Annotated in this window: 19 protein-coding genes; 7 read left to right on the top strand and 12 right to left on the bottom strand. The window is 42.7% G+C overall.

Going from position 1 to position 20,287, the window contains the following annotated elements; all coding sequences use genetic code 11:
- The first annotated feature begins 41 nt into the window (after nt 1-41).
- Entirely contained in the window at nt 42-1,226 is a 1,185-nt protein-coding gene (locus tag AC0VYG_RS10625) for an IS4 family transposase (protein ID WP_475429539.1), read from the top strand.
- 484 nt (nt 1,227-1,710) lie between these two features.
- Here AC0VYG_RS10625 and AC0VYG_RS10620 read toward each other — a convergent pair whose 3' ends face one another.
- From AC0VYG_RS10620 to AC0VYG_RS10590, 7 genes are all read right to left on the bottom strand, one after another.
- A complete protein-coding gene (locus tag AC0VYG_RS10620) occupies nt 1,711-2,217 on the bottom strand; it encodes a P-loop NTPase family protein (RefSeq protein ID WP_475432244.1) in 507 nt (168 codons plus the stop codon).
- Nucleotides 2,218-2,348: 131 nt separating this feature from the next.
- Entirely contained in the window at nt 2,349-3,044 is a 696-nt protein-coding gene (locus AC0VYG_RS10615; RefSeq protein WP_475432243.1) for an HAD family hydrolase, read from the bottom strand.
- 76 nt (nt 3,045-3,120) lie between these two features.
- On the bottom strand, nt 3,121-3,768 hold the full coding sequence (locus AC0VYG_RS10610; RefSeq protein ID WP_475432242.1) for an IMP cyclohydrolase: 648 nt from the start codon (nt 3,766-3,768) through the stop codon (nt 3,121-3,123).
- 61 nt (nt 3,769-3,829) lie between these two features.
- A complete protein-coding gene (gene pyrE, locus AC0VYG_RS10605) occupies nt 3,830-4,423 on the bottom strand; it encodes an orotate phosphoribosyltransferase (protein WP_475432241.1) in 594 nt (197 codons plus the stop codon).
- A gap of 83 nt (nt 4,424-4,506) precedes the next feature.
- The gene (locus tag AC0VYG_RS10600; protein WP_475432536.1) at nt 4,507-4,671 is read right to left on the bottom strand and encodes a RidA family protein; all 165 of its coding nucleotides are present in this window, start codon (nt 4,669-4,671) and stop codon (nt 4,507-4,509) included.
- Between the two features lie 479 nt (nt 4,672-5,150).
- Nucleotides 5,151-5,876, bottom strand: coding sequence for a hypothetical protein (locus tag AC0VYG_RS10595; protein WP_475432240.1), 726 nt, complete (start codon nt 5,874-5,876; stop codon nt 5,151-5,153).
- Nucleotides 5,877-6,237: 361 nt separating this feature from the next.
- Complete coding sequence (locus AC0VYG_RS10590; RefSeq protein WP_475432239.1) at nt 6,238-6,696, bottom strand: GNAT family N-acetyltransferase; 459 nt, start codon at nt 6,694-6,696, stop codon at nt 6,238-6,240.
- Nucleotides 6,697-6,965: 269 nt separating this feature from the next.
- Here AC0VYG_RS10590 and dusA point away from each other — a divergent pair, with 269 nt between their 5' ends.
- The 4 genes from dusA to AC0VYG_RS10570 all read left to right on the top strand — a co-directional run bounded on the left by dusA (nt 6,966) and on the right by AC0VYG_RS10570 (nt 10,819).
- Nucleotides 6,966-8,003, top strand: coding sequence for a tRNA dihydrouridine(20/20a) synthase DusA (gene dusA / locus AC0VYG_RS10585; RefSeq protein ID WP_475432238.1), 1,038 nt, complete (start codon nt 6,966-6,968; stop codon nt 8,001-8,003).
- 5 nt (nt 8,004-8,008) lie between these two features.
- Nucleotides 8,009-8,959, top strand: a complete 951-nt coding sequence (tal, locus tag AC0VYG_RS10580) for a transaldolase (protein ID WP_199476826.1) — start codon at nt 8,009-8,011, stop codon at nt 8,957-8,959.
- 117 nt (nt 8,960-9,076) lie between these two features.
- Nucleotides 9,077-9,589, top strand: a complete 513-nt coding sequence (locus AC0VYG_RS10575) for a sugar O-acetyltransferase (protein WP_475432237.1) — start codon at nt 9,077-9,079, stop codon at nt 9,587-9,589.
- 129 nt (nt 9,590-9,718) lie between these two features.
- Nucleotides 9,719-10,819 carry a PQQ-dependent sugar dehydrogenase gene (locus AC0VYG_RS10570; RefSeq protein ID WP_475432236.1) on the top strand — a complete coding sequence of 367 codons (1,101 nt, stop codon included), beginning with the start codon at nt 9,719-9,721 and terminating at the stop codon, nt 10,817-10,819.
- A 164-nt stretch (nt 10,820-10,983) separates the two neighbouring features.
- Here the strand turns inward: AC0VYG_RS10570 and AC0VYG_RS10565 are convergent, their stop codons facing one another.
- Nucleotides 10,984-11,976 carry an MlaA family lipoprotein gene (locus AC0VYG_RS10565; RefSeq protein ID WP_475432235.1) on the bottom strand — a complete coding sequence of 331 codons (993 nt, stop codon included), beginning with the start codon at nt 11,974-11,976 and terminating at the stop codon, nt 10,984-10,986.
- Nucleotides 11,977-11,985: 9 nt separating this feature from the next.
- Nucleotides 11,986-15,861 (bottom strand): ATP-dependent RNA helicase HrpA, encoded by a 3,876-nt coding sequence (gene hrpA, locus AC0VYG_RS10560; RefSeq protein WP_475432234.1) that lies wholly within the window; start codon nt 15,859-15,861, stop codon nt 11,986-11,988.
- Nucleotides 15,862-16,071: 210 nt separating this feature from the next.
- Here hrpA and cysK point away from each other — a divergent pair, with 210 nt between their 5' ends.
- Nucleotides 16,072-17,037 (top strand): cysteine synthase A, encoded by a 966-nt coding sequence (gene cysK / locus AC0VYG_RS10555; protein WP_067017363.1) that lies wholly within the window; start codon nt 16,072-16,074, stop codon nt 17,035-17,037.
- Nucleotides 17,038-17,147: 110 nt separating this feature from the next.
- Here cysK and AC0VYG_RS10550 read toward each other — a convergent pair whose 3' ends face one another.
- Nucleotides 17,148-17,396, bottom strand: a complete 249-nt coding sequence (locus AC0VYG_RS10550; protein ID WP_475432233.1) for a hypothetical protein — start codon at nt 17,394-17,396, stop codon at nt 17,148-17,150.
- A gap of 240 nt (nt 17,397-17,636) precedes the next feature.
- Here AC0VYG_RS10550 and AC0VYG_RS10545 point away from each other — a divergent pair, with 240 nt between their 5' ends.
- Nucleotides 17,637-18,671, top strand: a complete 1,035-nt coding sequence (locus AC0VYG_RS10545; protein WP_475432232.1) for a patatin-like phospholipase family protein — start codon at nt 17,637-17,639, stop codon at nt 18,669-18,671.
- Between the two features lie 46 nt (nt 18,672-18,717).
- Here the strand turns inward: AC0VYG_RS10545 and AC0VYG_RS10540 are convergent, their stop codons facing one another.
- Entirely contained in the window at nt 18,718-19,353 is a 636-nt protein-coding gene (locus AC0VYG_RS10540) for an HAD family hydrolase (RefSeq protein WP_475432231.1), read from the bottom strand.
- Nucleotides 19,354-19,425: 72 nt separating this feature from the next.
- Nucleotides 19,426-20,004 carry a class IV adenylate cyclase gene (gene cyaB, locus AC0VYG_RS10535; RefSeq protein ID WP_475432230.1) on the bottom strand — a complete coding sequence of 193 codons (579 nt, stop codon included), beginning with the start codon at nt 20,002-20,004 and terminating at the stop codon, nt 19,426-19,428.
- Between the last annotated feature and the right edge of the window lie 283 nt (nt 20,005-20,287).

The following is a 20,287-nucleotide window of genomic DNA, read 5'->3' as shown; positions in this document are numbered from 1 at the left end:
GGTGATCAATTATTTCGCCAAAAAAACTTTCACTGAGAGCTATGAACGCAACCGCTATATTGAACAAAATCCTCCCCATTGTCAGCCCTAACATGCATAAATCTCGGCTTAAAGCCTTATCCGCTTGTGTGCTTAGCCTTGCCGAAGGGAGTTTTTGCTCTGTCACCAATATTGGCAGAGGAATCCGATCAAAGGCCTTTGAGAAGCATCGAATTAAACGTTCAGACAGGCTGTTATCCAATCATTCATTACGCCAAGAGGCCCTGACAATATATGCCTCAATGTGTCAAATATTTATCCCTCAAAAACAGCCAATCATAAGTGTCGATTGGTCAGATCTTGATGCTCGTGGAGAACATTTTTTAATTCGTGCGACAACCGCTTTTGAAGGTCGTCCTATTACGCTCTATGAAGAAGTACACGACAGGCTCACGAAAGAAAAATCAAAGACACATAAGTATTTTTTGAAAAGGCTGAAAGCCCTAATACCAGACACGGCAAAGCCCGTTATTGTTACCGATGCAGGTTTTAAGACACCTTGGCTGGATGCCGTCGCTGATTTGGGGTGGGACTATGTAGGACGAGTGCGTAAGCCACGAAAATACTATGATCAAAAGAAGCAATCGTGGCGTTGCATCTCGACACTTTATCCTAAAGCAAGCTCTCGCCCGAAAAGAATATCACTGATTCATCGCCAAACGAACCCAATCACTAACGAGTTTGTGCTCTATAAAAGTCAGCCAAAAGGGCGTCATTCAACGAATCAAAAAGGCAAAATTAGAACCTCGAAAACTTCTCTTACAGCAGCGAGAGGTGCTAAAGATCCGTGGTTATTAGTATCTTCTCTTCCTGTGAATCGACATTTTTCTAAGCGTTGTGTCAACGCATACAAAACTCGGATGCAAATAGAAGAAGGTTTTCGGGATATGAAAAGCAGTCGTTTTGGTTTGGGATTTGAGCAGAACAATACTCGCAAAATGGATCGGTTGAAAAACCTTATTTTACTGACCACGTTGGCGTCGATGATACTAATTCTTATAGGAAGTGTTGTTGCTTCGAAAGGCTATTCCTACCGATTTCAAAGCAACAGCACGCGAAGTCGCCGAGTTCTGTCTTACTTTTATTTAGGAAAGCGAGCAATCCATACAGACTTAAATATCCCCAAAGCAGACTGGCAAACTGGAATACGACAGTTTGAAGACCAACTTGGGGCCTTGGAATGCTAATTAAATTTGTGAGGATACCTCAGGGTCAGATGAAAAACTAATCTGTTTTTCATCTGACCCGAACTCCGAAAATTTTCATTTGACATCACACTTTGAAAATCAATTCTCTACTATATCTATTGGGACACAAAAAAAGTTTATGCTTTGTACTGCATAAATAGGAGACCCAAAAGTATTTTATTGATGAACCTAGTAACGCTACTGATACATTGGCAAGAGTAGAACTCACCAATCTTATTAAAGAAAAATCAAAAAATAGCAAGATACTGCTTACTTCCCATGATGATGATTTTATAGTTTATCATCTAAAAACAAACATTTTATTCAATAATTTAAACACACAAAATTTAGAGCCAAATCGCTTATAAAAATAGATAGAAAAAATAATCATAAATATCAAGTAAAAACCATTATTGCTTACTAAATAAAATCATAAACAATATTTAATACGCTAAAAAAAATATTAAACAATGAGTCAAACCAATTATTTATAACCTCGTCCATATTCAGCTGATATTTCAGTAATTAGATCATCGATATTATTTAAATTAGAAATCACCACACCTCTCTTTCTATCCAGTGTTTCCAAAATAATTGGTCTAGCACGATCTGGAAATTTCCATATTATTTTTAATAGCTGAGGTACAATGAGTATTTCCGGACAATTTTCAGGAAGCTCAGGCCTCGATTTGAAAAGGTAGATAAAATTTCGTTTGAAACATCGAAAAAGGCAAACTAACCGAGGAACATCAAGAAAAATAATATAATCAGCATTCTCTCTAACTGTCTTCGACACGCCTTCAATTACCCAGCAATCACTACTAATTAAACGCTGCTCGCTATGGATTCTTTCTTCCATTGAAGCCGGAACCCAGCCTTTTTTCCAGACAACACTATCTAAACTTGTAACAGGGATATTCAAAGATTGACCTAGTTTCAAAGCCAACGTTGTTTTTCCCGATCCCGCATTGCCAGTAATATGAATTTTCATCGTACCTCGAAAATATAACGCCCTGTTAAGTAGTGAGGCACGCTACACCAAAGCCTTTGCACTACTCCGTAATCAGAAAACTCACCGCAAACCAAAAATGCCACGCGAGCCAAATCTGCTTGAACAATTTGTTAGGGATATTTTACCAACGTCTCCACTTCGCTTAGGTTTTCAATTTGAAAAATACTGTCTGGAAGGTTTTCCGACGAATGGTAACCTTTAAGTAACACTGACCGCATACCCGAATTTAGTGAGCCAATAGCATCGTTTATAGGATGATCCCCAACATACATGCACTCGTGAGCGCTAAAACTCTGAGATGTCATCGTATCAACAAATATCTCAGAGTTTGGTTTTTTCTTACCAAATTCTCCTGAGCTGACAACTTGGCTAATCAGTGAATAAAATGAAGTAGCTGCTAAAGTTTGTATTCTTGAAGCGTGTGCGCCGTTAGAAATGACACCTAAAAAGTACCTCTGATCGTATAAGCTTTGCAGCAAATTCATAGCACCAACCATTTCTACGGTGCTTTGTGGAAAAACGACTTTCCAAAAGTCAATTAACTCTTGAGCGCTAATCCTAATCTTCCAATTAAGTTGACGACTCAGTTCATAACCAACAGCTTCACTAATTTTTCCGTATTTTGAATCTGTAGCTAAATACCCTCCGTTGTCTACAACCTTAATTATTGAGGAAATACTTTCAGGGCTGGGTTTGTACAAGCAACTACCATATTTTTCTACAAACATAGTTGCAAACCGCTCAATACTCGCTGTGCGATCTACTAACGTATTGTCTAGGTCAAAATATACTGCCTTAATAGCCATGTGCTGTTCTCCCAACGCCAGAATCAGCCGTTTTAGTCGAGGCTTTTTGGCGAGTAAAATCGGCTGCATCCATTTGTTAACTGGTTTCCTGTAAATTATTGAAGCTTATTTCAAATCCTGTATCTGTTTCAATTGCTGACGCGGAAGAAACAGGGTTTATGAAATTTGAGAATTCACCCTGATCTATGATGAACCGTGATGCTTCCTCTGATGAGGATAAATCGAATCCAGAACCACTATTATGTACTGAGATTTGATTTCTCTCATATGTTGATAAATAACGATATGTATCTGGTTCTAATCCAAATACTTTGATCTCTAGTCCATCTGATCGAATAATTCCCAACGCCAATGATTTTAATCTCCGAGACCCGACTGCAGCAATTCGAGGAGTGGAATAGTCATCATGTTCAAAGTCCATGCCGAATAAAACTGATGTTAATGAATCTCTGATACTCATACCTGATTCCAGTTTTTCAAATATAGGATCAGTATGTGTCCCGTTACCAACAACCACAAATTCGGAATTGTGCCGAAGGCAATTGTAACTAATGTAAGGATTGTGATAGATATCTGATTCAGATCCTGGAGTTGGAATGACAGATAAAGCGCCATTTATTTCTTTAATTACCCTATTTGGAAACGAGCGTGAAGACACACGGTACATCAAAGACAAACGATTTGTTTTTGTTATTCCAACTGCTACAATTCTACCAAGATACATTTACCTCTCCTTTTTCCAGTTGACGCTTGTGGCACGGGCGAGTCCAGTGACCACACTTGTGTTATGCATTGTCAAGCTGGCTAGCAAGTAACAGGCTAACAAGTTGTACATTTTGGTCAGCTAAATTTTCCTTTCCACCCGTTTCACGATCAATAGCGCAGATTGTTACATCAACCGTAAAGCCGTCATCACGCAACATTCTAGTAGCATCGAGTATTGCGCCACCACTGGATACTACGTCTTCAACCAACACTATCTTTTTTCCTGTTAAGTCAGTTCCTTCAGCATATTTACACGTGCCATATTCTTTTGGCTCTTTTCGGATAAACGCTGATGGCAGTCCTGAGTGATGACTCATCATAGTTACAATGGGGATACCACCCATTTCTAAACCACAAAGCACTTCGGTGCCGACTGGTATTAGTTTTACCATTTCTTTCGCAATGTCTGAGAGTAGTTCAGGCTCAGCTTCGAACTTGTATTTATCAAAGTATCTATTGCTCATTTTGCCACTGCGGAGTGTGAACTCACCTTCTAATTCTGCAATATTCTTTATTCGTTTAGCGATACTCATTAATCCTCCATTTCCTAAATGCTCTCTTTTTGCATAGAACGCTAAGCTAAGTGCCTGCAAACGCCCCACTAAACCTAACATAACCACCGTAAACACATAAAACTAATTTGAACGAAAGCCGCCCCACGCTTGCTGTCCGTCTTAAGCGCCTTGTATGTGCGAACTTAAAGCGCCACCACGACCTCTATTTCTATTTGCCAATCTGGATGAATTAACTTTGATACTTCAATAAGTGAGCAAGCCGGAAGACATCCATCGTAGAATTGAAAAAGTTGCTCTCGGATTGAGGCTAACAAACCAATATCTCTTACAAATATTATGAGTTTTATTAAATCACTCTTGACCGCTGTTCACATTCAAGAATTGCAGCTATTTGACCCAGAATTTCAGCACTTTACACTACTAAACCCGATGATTGTGCACCTGTTCCGCATGCAGTAAGTCCAGATATATAAAGCGTTTTATTATGCTTTTTCGTATGAACATATGAACCCGCTATTTTGATCTTAATTTCTTACTTTTTTAGCGCGATTCGACTTTTAAGGCAAGACTATTCTCTCAGACTGTAAACTATTTAGGGACAGATGAAAAACTAATCTATGTTTCATCTGACCTCAAATTCTCCGGTGCGCTGTAATCCCTCATATGGCGAGCCTTCGCTTAGCGAAAACACAAAACCACCGATCGACATCATCTGACGCATAATTACTCCTTAGATAAAAATGGAAGGACAGAAACGAAAAAGCCCATCAAGAGATGGACTTGGGGGGAGATTAGAGAGTTTAAGAGCTATTTTAGTCTTACCAAACTAAAGTGGGTTACCTAAAAAATCATAAAACACATCAACTTCGTATTTGAACTTTATTTTTTCTTTCACTCCCAGAATGTTGCTTAATTCAGAAGGAAACACAAGACTACAAGTGGAATCAACTTTTTTTGTCTCACGCATAGCATTCACAAATTTTTTATCCGTTGTTAAGAAGTATTCAATGCCACCTAATTCAGCACTCCAAAAATGAAAAGCATCGATACATTGCGATTCTGATAAATTCTTACAAAGTGATCTATATCTTTCCAATGACCGAATATTACTTTTCATTTGTTCAGGCAATTTACTAGCAACTTTTGATCTTAATATTTCACTTTCCAGATTTGGCGTATTGAGCCAGCTACAAAACTCAATCACACTAGATTTATCTAGATATTTTTCTAAAAAGGATTGAAAAAAAAATGATCTCTCTACAGCAGGAGGGACTTGCATAATTTCTTTTTTATTAAATAGATTACCAAGCTCATTAGAGAAAAGCGATCCAGACCTCTTCCACTCTTCTAAATCTAACTCTATATATCTATATAATTCTATTTTTCCTGCTTCCACAAGGCTTGAAATTGTAGGTAAATATTCAAACTGCTCTTTCTTCCAGCCATCCATTGGAGGCTTCTTTCGAACGTACCCAAAAATTCCATTTCGCTTTTCACCAGTTAAAATATGCCCATCACTAATAATACACTGATCAATAAAAACTGATGTCATCAAGTTCTCCAAAAAACTAACGACTTTAAAATACACATTCATTGATACTAAAAGATTTTCTCGTTTCCTACCAATCCAAATAACAACTAAAACCCACTTTTCGTGGGCTTTTTGTGCATGTTATTTGTACTTAGGTATCGGCCAGTCGTCTAGGAAGGTGCGGTTGGCGTATTCCTTGATGTGGTCGACGTTTTTATTGACCCAGTCGTGGGGGGCGTAGCTGGGCGATTTGTGTTTAGTACATTCGGATGGCTTGTAGCATGTCGTTTAGGTCGCTGGCAGGAAGGTGTTTTTGATCGTGGAGTTGTTTTTGGGCGGGAAATGTTAGGCGCTATTTTTCACCTGACTCCATAGCCCAAGGCTAAAAATATGCAGGTATTGAGCCATCAAGATCCACTGAGCCGTTTGAAATAACCATGCAGTTAGAGCCTTCAATAGGCACAAAGCCAAGCTTGCTATAAAACTGATGACCTATGTCGCTATGTAAATATATGGCTTGGCACTGGTGATTAGCGAACAATTCAGTTTTTACTAAAGAGAACAAGTGAGACGCATACCCTTGTCCTCTTAGATCTTGTGGTGTCGCGACTGATCCCACACCAAAACAAGCCTCTTTGAGTCCAAACATACCGCTATAAACAATGAGAGACGAGACGATTTGATCGTTTTCAATTAGTACATACCAAGTGCCTGCTTGATACTTGTCGCTATTGCGACAGTCTGTTAGATAGTCTTCAAAGGACAGGCCATCATGCCACACGTCAAAGCCCATAGCGTAAATAATGTCTAGCTCATTTGCTTTTGCTTCTCTTAAGTACACTCTTGCAAACCTCCACCCTTAGTAAAACTAGATAGATACTACCTTTATTTCACTCCAAACACCTTTAAACACTAAAGTTTCATCTTTCTTTTGTCGTTTTCTATCACTAGACATACCACGAACCTGTAATTTTATGACATAATTGAGATATCACTTTTAAAATGCATTGTTTGGCGATAAAACAACGCTTGCTACAAAAAATTTTTTTAGCACTTTGTTAGCACTGCACCACCTAGAACGCCAATTTTTAACCCAAAATGACAAGATTAATGCCACAAGAAAGAGCAATAAAATCAGAGTTTAACCCAGTAAAATCAATGGATTCAGTGGATAGGCGCTTTTCTATCGCACCCATGATGGATTGGACTACAAGCGATTACCGAGTATTTGCGAGAACATTAAGCAAGAATACGCTACTGTATACAGAAATGGTCACCACTGGGGCGTTATTGCAGGGCAATAATCCTGAAAGATTCTTACATTATGATGAATGTGAGCATCCTATCGCCTTACAACTCGGCGGTGCTGATGCGGTGGCTCTGGGCAAATGCGCGAAGATGGCGGAAGATTATGGCTACGATGAAGTCAATTTAAACGTCGGTTGTCCGAGTGATCGAGTGCAAAACAGTTTAATTGGCGCTTGTTTAATGGCTTATCCAGACAAGGTAAAAGACGCCATGCGTGCTATGCAGGATGCGTCTAGCCTACCGATCACGGTGAAGCATCGTATCGGGCTCGATGATCAAGAAGAATACAGCGTAGTGCGAGATTTTGTGGGTGATGTGGCAACAACGGGTGTTAAGACCTTTATTGTCCACGCGCGTAATGCCATTTTGGCGGGCTTAAGCCCAAAAGAGAATCGCGAGATTCCTCCATTAAAGTACGATTATGTGTACCAGTTGAAGAAAGATTTCCCAGACCTTGAAATCATTATAAACGGTGGCATTAAAACACTAGAGGAATGCGAACAGCACTTACAATTTGTCGATGGTGTCATGGTGGGTCGCGAGGCGTATCAAAACCCTTGGTTACTGAGCCAAGTGGACAGCCGCCTATTCGGCCAAAATGACCGCTTCGATAACCGCTTTGATGCATTGATGGCCTTTGTGCCTTATGCGAAACAGCAACTCGCCAAAGGCGAGCGTTTGATGCATCTCACTCGCCATATTTTAGGCCTTTTCCAAGGTGAGCCCGGCGGTAAACAATTTCGACGCTACCTTTCTGAGAAAGGTCATAAAGCGGACGCAAATATAGACGTATTATTAGAGGCCATTGACTTGGTCAAACAACACCAACGTAAAGGATAAGAGCAATGAGCAATAAGTTATCTCAATTAAAAGAGTTCACGACCATTGTAGCGGATACGGGTGATATCACGGCAATAAAAGAGTATTTGCCAGAAGATGCCACTACGAACCCTTCTTTGATGCTAAAAGCGTCTCAAATTCCTGAATACGCACCTTTTCTAGATCAAGCCGTTGCATGGGCTAAAGAGCAAAGTAACGACAAAGAGCAACAATTGATCGACGCCAGCGACAAGCTAGCGGTTATCGTCGGTACGGAAATTCTAAAATACGTACCTGGCCGCATTTCCACAGAAGTCGATGCGCGTTTATCTTACGATACCAACGCTACTATTGAAAAAGCCCATCGCTTGATCAAACTCTACGAAGAAGCCGGCGTGTCGCGTGATCGTATTTTGATCAAAACCGCGTCGACTTGGGAAGGTATCAAAGCAGCAGAGCAACTGGAAAAAGACGGCATCAACTGTAACCTAACCTTGTTGTTCTCTTTCGCCCAAGCCCAAGCCTGTGCCGAAGCGGGTGTATTCCTGATCTCGCCATTCGTGGGCCGTATCCTTGACTGGTACAAAAAGTCTACTGGCGAAGAATATACCGCTGAGACGGACCCAGGCGTTGTGTCTGTTACTGAAATTTATAACTACTACAAAGACCACGGCTACAACACCGTTGTGATGGGCGCGAGCTTCCGCAACATTGGTGAGATCGAACAGCTAGCGGGCTGTGACCGATTGACCATTAGCCCTGCTCTACTTGAAGAACTGAAAAAAGACGAAGGGAAGCTAGAGCGTAAATTAATCCCAGCTAAAGAGATTAAACCAGCGCCTGAAGCAATTACTGAACAGGCATTCCGTTGGGCAATGAACGAAGACGCTATGGCAACTGAAAAACTTGCGGAAGGTATCCGCAACTTTGCGGCCGACCAACGTAAGCTAGAAAAAACGCTGGCAGCTATGCTGTAAGCTATCGGCTTAACGGTAATACTATCTAAAACGCGGCTTCGGTCGCGTTTTTTATGTGTCCCATTTATTAATCTCTATAATAATGAGTGACCCTACTCAGGGAGTAATTAACCAGCTATGACAGAATTTGAAAAGATGAAAAGCGGGGAACCATTTAATGGCCTAGATAAAGACCTTAGATTGCGTCGAGAATCCGCTCGCCTTGCTTGCGCTAAATACAACGCTCACCCAAGCAAAGGCAATTTACGTCATATCACCCGCCTCTTTGCTAAGTTTGGCAGTGTCGTCATTGAGCCTGGCTTTCAATGTGATTATGGGACGCAAATTCACATCGGTGAGCGTTGCTATATTAATTTCAATTGTGTGTTTTTAGACAGCGCGGCCATTTATATCGGCAACGATGTACTGATTGGCCCAGGCTGCCACCTTTATGCGGTGGACCATCCACGAGACCCTCAAGCAAGAGCCGACGGAAAGTGCTTTGCCAAACCGATTACCATTGGCAATAACGTCTGGATTGGTGGGGGCGCAAAAATACTTCCAGGGGTAAACATAGGTGATAACGCCATTATCGCAGCAAATGCCGTGGTAAGACGTGATGTTTTACCAAACGAACGCTATATAGGGTGACACCTTCTCTATGAAAAATTTCACTACTAGGCAAGTAATTGGCAATGATTGAGGAACGCCAGCAGTGCAAACAGCATAATGCCATTTTTTATATATACTCGAAGAACATATTTGAGAGATTAACTTGTTATGAAAACTTGGCTGTTATGCATTTCACTTTTGTTGAGCTTGCAAGTAGATGCGCAAATGGTCACCACCAGTGGCCCACTCAAAGTAAAACAGGTCACCCAGTTTAACGGTATTCCTTGGGGAATCGCCCTGCTTAGCAATAAAGAAGCCATTGTCACCATCAAAAAAGGGGAAGCTTACAGAGTTGACCTAAAAAATGGCGCCAAACATGCCCTCAGTGGATTGCCAAAGGTGGATAATCGAGGCCAAGGTGGCTTATTCGATGTGGCCAAAGCTCCTAACTTTGAACAAAGCAAGTTACTCTATTTCACTTATGCCAAACCCACACCAAAAGGCGCAACAACGACTTTGGCTCGTGCCAAATTAGTTGGGAATAAGCTAACAAACTGGCAAGATATTTTTATCTCCGATGCAGCCACTAAAACCAACCGACACTTTGGTGGACGGATTGCCTTCGATGATGCAGGACATGTATTTTTCACTATTGGTGATCGCGGTATAAGAAAGAACGCACAGGATCTAACCAATGATGCTGGTAGCATTTTACGTTTAACGTTGGATGGCAAAGTTCCAGCAGACAATCCATTTATAAACAACAGTCGAGTGAGAAATGAGATTTGGAGCTATGGGCATCGTAATCCCCAGGGTATTTATTACGATACAAAAGATCATAAACTGTGGTCAAACGAACACGGGCCTAGAGGAGGCGATGAAGTCAACTTAATTCGTCGCGGCGCGAATTATGGTTGGCCGATTGTTTCCCATGGCAAAGAGTACATCAACAACAATCCCGTAGGTGAGGCCAAGGAAAAAGACGGCATTGTCAAACCACTCAAAGTCTACATTCCCTCTATCGCCCCTAGCTCACTTATTCGCTATCGGGGAAATTTATTCGCCGACTGGGATGGCAGCTTTTTATCAACAGCTTTAGTACTGAAACACCTCAATCGCATTGAGATGAAAGACAATAATGAAACAAAAGAAACACGCTACCTTGAGTCATTACATGAACGCTTACGCTCCATGGCAGAAAGCAAAGATGGAGCCCTCTATATTGGAACGGATTCAGGCAAGTTACTAAAAGTCACGCCTCTACAATGATTCAGACCAATAAGCGTTTAGCGTCGTACTTAAATACTTTGATGATAGTGCAAGAGCGCTGATATACCCCATAAAACATATCAGCAGCGTTGTTAATCCATCAGCCGATGGCTATAGATTAACAACGCTACTAAGACTAAGCCTCAAGTACCCACTCAACAACCTCATTTCTGAGTGTTTTTTGAACTATCCGTATTTTGTGGGATGGTTTTTTGAGCACTATCAGCCTTTGTTGGTGAAGTGCTTTGTTTATCAGCCTTAACCTTAGCTTCTGCGGGTTGCTTTGGTGTTGTTGTTTTTGCTGGTACTGGATCCCCCCAACTATCTGTCGCTTGAGATTTAGCCGGTATAGGATCGCCCCAGCTATCCGTTGCCTGAGATCCAGAAGAGTTCGAATCTCCCCAGCTATCGGTCGTGGAATCCCCACCCCAACTGTCGGTTGCATCAGATTGCGAGTTTTTCGATGAATTGTCATCCTGTGCTTTATAATCATGGGTTTGGAAGTACACATCACGAACGAAGGTATAGGGATCGCCCACAATCAAGTTTTCAGCCCCTAACAAACTGGCTCGTTTACTGACCGCATGCAAGCCTAATAGGCCCCAACGTTGGTCACGGTTCAGCCCCACTTCATCTTGTGGACGGTAATTACTGTAGTCAACAACCATGCCGCTCGCAGCTCGAACGGTGGATGGCCCAAAGAAGGGTAAAACGAGATAAGGGCCACTGGGAACGCCCCAATATGCCATGGTTTGACCGAAGTTTTCATCGTATTGACGAAGCCCTAATGCGCTTGCCACATCGAATAAGCCGAAAATACCAATCGTGCTGTTAATCACAAAGCGCCAGGTCGACGCGACAAAGCCATTTTTCTTACCTTGCAATGCGTTATTGGTAATGTTCGACACTTCGCCAAGGTTAGAAAAAAAGTTACTCACCCCTCGCCTGACAATTACGGGCGTATAGTCCACATAGCCTTTGGCAATGGGTTTAAAGAAATGGGTATCTAGGGTGGTATTAAAGTTAAATACCTTACGGTTCCAACTTTCCCATGGATCCTGCTTGCTTTCATCTGCTGCCGCAAAAGTGGCTTGGGAGAAAACCAAAAGGCAAGCGATCAATACGCCGCCCACTCGTTGCAAAAGTGAATTTGTCATTAACCTTTCCTAAACCAGTTTTTTAACTTCTTGCCATTGTTTACTAAGCCGTTTATCCGAAATGGGCTCCAGCGTCCCTACCGATTGTGCAAAAAGCGAAATACGGTATTCTTCTAACATCCAGCGATATTTAACCAACTCAGGGTCATATAACGCTTTTTCATCATGGGCTTTCTTTTGTTTAACATAGGTTTGCCATAGCCCCTCTAGTTGGGACACATAACTGTTCTCTTTATTCAAATGATTCTGGAAGCGCTCTAAACGCACTTCGATCCCTTTAAAATAGCGAGGCAGTTGGCTCAACCAAAACAAGGGTGTATTCCCGATAAAACCGGGATAGACTAAGTTTTCGAGCTGCAGTTTAATGTCACCATAGACCCTTGTCCATGGTAATGGAATATTGCCTTTCATTTTCTTGGCAACTCCTTGGTAAGATGACAACACTCTATACAGTTGATTCGCCATTTCATTGCCGACGCTGACCAATTGCTGTTTGTTATCGGCAATGCATGTTTCAAAGTCAGTCTTACGCCGCGGCAGTGTTCGACCATCTAAAAACACTTTATCCAGAATGGCGTTGAGTAGATCGTCTAATAGCAGCTCTTTTTTACCAATGGGTGCAAAAATCAACATGGACTCTTTTAGCTTAGGCAAATTCTTTTGCAAATAGCGCACGTCTTTGTACAAAGTGAGCTTGAGTAACGTAATCACCCCTTTGCGATGGGTTTCGACCGCCGTTTGCTGATCGTCAAACATTTTCAGCGCCACACTTTCCCCTTGAGGCACCAAGGCAGGAAAGGCGGTGACTTTAATCCCCGCCTGCTGGATCTCTTGTCGTTCAGGGATATCTTGATCAGGCCAATGGGTTAAATTCTCTTGCTCGTGCTGTTTGGTACCGAACTTAGCAAAACTTTCTTCTACCAAATCACCAAATTGCGTTTGCAGCTGCGCAAGGTCTTTGCCTATACCAAGCACTTTCCCCCGCTCATCGACCACTTCCAAGTTCAAAGTTAAGTGTGTGTCCAGCTTATCCGAATTCCACTCATTAAGGGGAATATCAATCAAGGTTTCACGTTTTATCTGCAAACTGAGCTGTTCTAGCAAATCTCCCTTATCTTTAGACAAATTGGGATAAATTCGTTCGACAAATTGCGGAATGGGGACAAATCGTCGACGCAAGGCTTTTGGTAGCGCTCTCAAAAGGGCTTCGCAGCGCTCTTTGATAAAACCAGGCACCGCCCAACCTAGATCCTCTAAACTTAACTGACGCAACAAACCAACAGGCACTTTTAGTGTGGCGCCATCGGTTTTTTGGCCCGGTTCAAAGCGATAATCAATCGGTAAGGCCACGCCATTAAGACCATAAGAATCTGGGAACGCCATATCATCAACGTTCACATCCTGATTAATCAGGTCGTCACGGGTCATCACCAAGGCCTCAGGCGAGGTTTTTGCAAAGTACTCCAAGCCTTTTTGGTTATAAACATCTTTGGGGATGCGTTGATCATAAAACTGAAAAACGGCTTCATCGTCCACCAGAATATCGCGAGTTCTCAGTTTGGCCTCTTGTGTTTCTAACTGCTCAACTAACGCCTTATTTTTTCGATAAAAGGCTTGTTTGGAGCGCATCTCTCCTTCTACCAAGCCTTGTCTGATCAAAATTTCACGGGCCTCTGGCTGATTAACACGACCGTAATCAACACGACGCTTGGCAACAATAATCAGCCCGTATAACGACACCTGCTCACTGGCCATCACTCGGCCTTGGTTACGCTCAAAATGGGGATCAAAATATTGGCGCTTCACAAAAGGCTCTGCATACTCTTCGATCCAAGCGGGATCAATACGTGCCGATACGCGAGCATATAACTTACTGGTTTCGACCAACTCCGCTGCCATGATCCATTGCGGTGGCTTTTTGAACAACATGGAACCAGGAAAAATCGATACTTTCCGGGAACGACAGCCAAGCATCTCTTTACTGTCATCCATTTTGTTCGCCACCTGAGTAAACAAACCCGCTAATAAAGAACGGTGGATGGCTTCGTAATTTCGATTTTCATGGCTGACTTCTTTAAAGCCCAATTGCTTGCAGGCGATAATGATCTGACGGTGAATATCGCGCCATTCACGCATCCGCAAAAAATTCAAAAATTGCTTACGGCAATACTGACGTAGTTGATTTTGTGAGAGGGCTTGACGCTGCTCCTCATAGCGCTCCCAGAGATTCAAGAACACGACAAAATCCGAGTCTTCATCTTTGTCTTGAGCATGCGCTTGATCCGATTGCGTTTTTTTATCTTGCGGACGTTCTCGCGGGTCTGGGATCGATAAAGCACTGACGATCACCGAGACTTCTTTCAGCACCGAATGCTGCTGAGCGGCAATCAAAATTCGCCCTAGTTTGGGATCAATCGGCAGCTTAGCAAGCTGACGACCAATAGGCGTCATTTTATCGCCTTTGATTGCTCCCAGCTCGGTCAACGCACGATAACCATCGTTGATCATGCGTTTTTCTGGCATTTCAACAAAGGGAAATTTATCGACTGCACCAAGGCGTAAATTCGCCATTTGCAAAATGACTGAGGCCAAATTGGTACGGAAAATTTCTGGGTCGGTAAACTCTGCCCGAGTGGCAAAATCAGCTTCGTCGTATAAGCGAATACAAATACCATCTGCAACACGACCACAGCGCCCTGCTCGCTGATTTGCACTGGCCTGACTGATTTTCTCAATGGGTAATTGCTGTACTTTTGAACGCACACTGTAGCGGCTAATACGCGCTAAACCTGGGTCGATCACATAACGAATACCTGGTACGGTCAAAGAGGTTTCCGCCACGTTGGTGGATAACACCACTCGACGCCCAGAATGGGACTTAAATATGCGCTGTTGTTCGCTCACACTCAAACGCGCATACAAAGGTAAAACTTCGGTATTGCGTAGCTCAGCGCGGCGCAAAATCTCTGCGGTTTCCCGAATTTCACGTTCACCCGGTAAAAATACCAAGATATCGCCAGCCCCTCGATAACCGGATTGACGCTCTTCTTGAATTAAACTCTCCACCGCATCAAGAATGCCCTGCTCCATACTCTGGTCTTCGTCTAACTCTTCCGAATCGGATTTGCTCAACAAAGGCTGATAACGGATTTCTACCGGATAAGTCCGGCCTGACACTTCAATAATCGGCGCGTTATTAAAATGCTTGGAGAAACGTTCCACATCAATCGTAGCGGAAGTCACGATGACCTTAAGATCAGGACGCTGAGCCAACACGCGCTTAAGATAGCCCAACAAAAAATCAATGTTTAAGCTTCGCTCGTGGGCTTCGTCTATGATGATGGTGTCGTAACGATAAAGCAGGCGATCTTGTTGGATTTCTGCCAACAAAATACCGTCTGTCATTAATTTAATCAGGGTTTTATCATTGCTCTCATCATTGAAACGTACCTGAAAACCAACTTGTTCTCCCAAGGAGACCTGCATTTCATCACTGATACGCTGCGCCACACTACGGGCTGCAATACGCCTTGGTTGTGTGTGTCCAATCAACCCCGCAATGCCGCGTCCGGCCTGTAAACACATTTTAGGAAGCTGCGTGGTTTTACCGGAGCCCGTTTCCCCTGCAATAATAACCACCTGGTTATTCTGGATTGCTTCAATAATCTCTTCAGAACGCGCCGCCACGGGCAAAGATTCGTCATAGGTGACCTTAGGTAAAGCAGCCATGCGAGCTTGGTATAGGGTTTCTGACTGCTCAATCATGGTATTCAATTCAGCTTGCATCCGGTCGAAAGGCAAACCGTCCTTTTGGCGTTTTAAAAGCTGAGCGTGTTTTTGATCAATAAGATGACGATCACGCGTCATTACGTCATTTGTCGGCATGATAAGTAAACTAGTATCCTTTTGCTGGGCGCAGATAATAATTTGCAAAGCAACAAAGCTTGCAAAAACAGTGAATAAGGCGCGCCGTTTCTATCTATATAGTTGTAAATTCTAACATCAATCGTTAAGTAAGGGTTATAGTGAACAGAGTTAAGGGCACATCTATTACGGTGTCACATCCATAACCAGATCAACGAATAAGGAAGCATCATGTCTCAACAAGTATACGACGATAATTCATTGACTATTGGTAACACCCCACTCGTTCGTCTCAACCATATTGGTAAGGGTAATATTTGGGCGAAACTAGAGTCTCGCAACCCTGCTTTCTCGGTAAAATGCCGTATTGGTGCGAACATGGTGTGGGATGCTGAAAAAAAAGGCATTTTAACCAAAGGCAAATCCATCGTTGAGGCGTCCAGTGGTAACACAGGGATCGCATTGTGCTTTGTTGCTGCCTCGCGCGGTTATCCTATTACCATCACCATGCCATCCAGCATGAGCGTTGAGCGCCGCCAAGTAATGAAAGCATTAGGGGCAACTATCGTACTCACTGAGCCTGCTAAAGGCATGAAAGGCGCTATCGAAAAAGCCGAAGAGATTGCACAGGATGACAACTTCGTCCTACTAAAACAATTTGAAAACCCTGCCAACCCAGAAATTCACGAGAAAACCACTGGCCCAGAAATCTGGGAAGATACCAATGGCGACATCGATGTTTTTGTGGCCGGTGTGGGCACAGGGGGTACCATTACAGGAGTCACACGCTATATTAAGAAAGTCCAAGATAAGCCCATCACCAGTGTGGCGGTTGAGCCAGCCAGTTCGCCTGTTATCAGCCAAACCCTTCATGGTGTCACGCCGACACCAGCGCCTCACAAAATCCAAGGTATTGGTGCGGGCTTTATTCCAAAAAACTTAGATCTTTCTTTGGTAGATCGTGTTGAGCAAGTAGAAAATGACGACGCCATTCAAATGGCACGTCGCTTGATGCGAGAAGAAGGTATCTTGTGTGGTATTTCTTGCGGCGCTGCTGTGGTCGCTGCAGAACGCCTGAGCAAACTGGACGAATTTGCTGACAAAAAAATTGTCGTAATACTGCCTGATTCCGGTGAACGTTACCTTTCTACTGCCCTTTTCGAAGGTGAATTCACTGACAATGAATTGGTTCAATAGTCATTAACCAGAACCCAACCCTGCCTCCTCTTTCCCAAGGGTGAGGGGCAAATAGTTCCCTCCCCTTATATCTTCCAAGGGGAGGGCTAGGGAGGGGTTACTGTCTCCTGTTAATGTGGCTTTTTAAGGCCGTAACGAACCATATCCTTACCGTTTTCAAATACCTCATTGGTTACCCAACGACCCAACACCAGCTGCTGATTATCATCCAGCACGGCCACAAATGGACGACCGTTCGCGTTATTCGTCGCCAAAGCAACCCCCGCCGCATTATCAAGCGCCAAACTGCCCGATTCAACCAAACGTAAAAACGCCTCAAGCTCCTCTAGGGTTTCGATTACTTCATTATCATTAATCATTATCACTTCTCTATTACATCAATAATGGTGCTAGAATAACAGTTATCGAAGTTCGATAAAAATAGAAGGACATATCGCCACCTTGTCATTCTGCCTATTTTTAGCTGCTTCGAGGAGGTTCTTCTATACTTAATAAACAACAGGGATGTTGAAGTTGAATAATGTAACAAGACACATTCCTATGTGCCCATTTTTGGTATTAAGTAACCAATACATTTCAATTAATACAGGAGATAGTAAATGTCGAAACTCATTCTTTGTTTAGATGGCGGTGGAATTCGTGGGGCTGCTACCACCCAATTTTTAATGCAAGTTGATCAACTGCTTGGCGAGAAATATCAAAAATCACTGCGTGACTGTGTGGACTTTTATGCTGGAAACAGTACTGGCAGCATCATCGCCTTGGCACTAGCAAACACCAATATGCCGATGCAAGATATTAATGAGTTATATAACGAAGAAACGGCAAAACAAATATTCACAGAAAATCGCGGTTTACTTGAAATTGATGGTGTTAATGCCCCCAAATATGAGGCATCAGGTAAAACCGATACACTGAAATCCAAACTGGGTGAAGCCAAACTAGGTGATGTCAAAGAGGGGAAACATGTACTAGCCATTACTTATGGTGTAGAAAAACGCAGGCCCTTTATTCTTAAATCCACCAAAGACTCTTATCGCGACATACCATCTTACCAAGCAGCTGATGCATCGAGTGCTGCGCCAACGTATTTCCCCACCGTAGAAGCTTATTTCCCCTATGACGAGGAAAATTACTGGTTAGTAGATGGTGGCGTCGTTGCAAACAACCCAACTATGTGTGCTATTGCCGAAGCCAGACGAGAATGGCCAACCGTGCCGATGGATGAACTGAGGGTATTGTCAATTGGCACAGGGACCGTTACTCGCAAGATCAATGGGCCAGAGTCCCGCAAATGGGGGGCGGTGCAATGGATGCTAAAAGGCAACATGATTGATTTACTATCCGATGAAAAGGTAGTCGCCTATCAGGCCATAACCATAACTCGCCCAGGCAATTATATTCGAGTCAATGCAGAAATGCGCTCACAACCCGGTTTACCTAACCCCCCAGACGATGCCATGGACGATATTAGCCAAAGCAATATAAACCGTTTAAAAGACCTAGGGGCTTTTTGGTTTAGCCAATATGGTGAAGCTACCGTTGAATTATTAAATAATAGTTACGCTGGTCCCTCACTTGACCGCATCGATCCAAACACTGGCACACCAGTAATATATAATCCTACAACGTGACAAAATGGCTTATAAGTGGTGTCGTTTGGGATTACGGTAATAAGACTTATAGAAACATCTCTTCGTAATTTTCGATGACTTTTATTGCACTACTGAGATCGTTTTTGACATTAAAGTTATGCCTAAAGGCAATGACTTCGCAACCAGCGGCTCGCCCAGCATTTAATCCTGCTGTGGAGTCCTCAAATATGATCGTTTCATATGGGGAAGCTGATAACTTAGATAACGCTAGTTCGTAAGCCTCAGGATCTGGCTTATGTTTAGTAACATGATCTTGAGTTATTATGATGTCAAAAACGGTTCTCAAATTGAAAGACTCTAGAATATTGTCTACCATCCAAGTAGCCGCAGAGCTGACAACACCACACCTCTTTCCCGCTTGTTTTAAGCGATCAATATAAGCCCTTGCACCTTTGTTCAACTCTAGCTGCTCTTGAAGCATTTTTTCATAGTGACTACGAAAGTGTTTATTAAACGCGGTTAAATCGGGGGAAATCTTTGCTGACTCAAAAAAGTGCCCCGTTACCACCTGCCAATTTTCTCCCATTACGTCTTTGTAAATGTTGTAATCAACATTTGCACCATACTCTGCACAAGCTAAGGCAAGCGCCTTTCCTTTTAGCGGCTCAGAATTCACTAAAGTACCGTCCATATCGAACAAGTACACATCATAGTCTTTCAAATTTAGACTCCATATTAATTTGTGCGAGCTTATATAATGTCTATATAAAAGGGGCATCAGAAACCCCCAATCTTAAAGGCAATTTTTGATGCGCTTGTTAAGTGCGGCTTTTTCCATAAACATCTGTTTGTAAGATTGAGTTTGTAAAGCCTCTTTGGTTAAGCCAAATTTCTGCGCCAGAGCTTCGATCTGAGCTTTATAATCGGGCAGCTTCAACTCATCGTCGGTCATAATGGCAAATTCCGCAAAATCCCCGATGCCCTCTAATGAATCCACCGTAATATGAAACGCTCCGACAAAATAAATACTACGAGTTTTCTGAGCTTTTAACACCACCTCAAAGCCCATGGTTTCTAACATGCTGATGGCATTCGAGGCATTTGTAATATTGGTGGCTTCACACCGATCCGGCTCTGGCCCTTTAACAATCCATAACTTAATGCCGGACGGCTCCATGGTACGGATGCAGATACTTTTATTATCCGCTTCTAAGGACTTATCAGGACGATCAAAATACCAGTCACTTTCAATATTGTCTTGCAGCATAATTTCATGAGGAATGCCACTCAATGTCTTTAGAAATTCAGCTTTTGAGTGTAAGCAGAACTTTAGCTCCACTTCATACTTACCTTGGAAATGCTTGTTTGTCATATAGCGTTTTCGCCCTACAATCAGAATTTTCAGAAGTGTTTTGTTTTACCGCAATAAATGGCCAGCTCTGGTTGATATCCTTTAACGGCGAAACCATCATCCACTACACAAATTAATTTAAAGAGGAAGGATCTTTGATGCGCTTGTTAAGTGCGGATTAATCCCGGAAGCTCTTTCATTGAATGGAAACTAACAACTGACAAAAGTTACCCGCTCAGCAGAGCGGAACTCGCAAACACCAATCGAATCAGAAAAATCCACTCAAACCTGCGACACCAAATCC

The organism is Marinomonas sp. 63XJN7_7_ISO-PGPR-S23-202 (assembly GCF_056173505.1).
The sequence above is the reverse complement of the archived record's forward strand: the minus strand, read 5'-3'. Positions and strand labels throughout refer to the sequence as shown.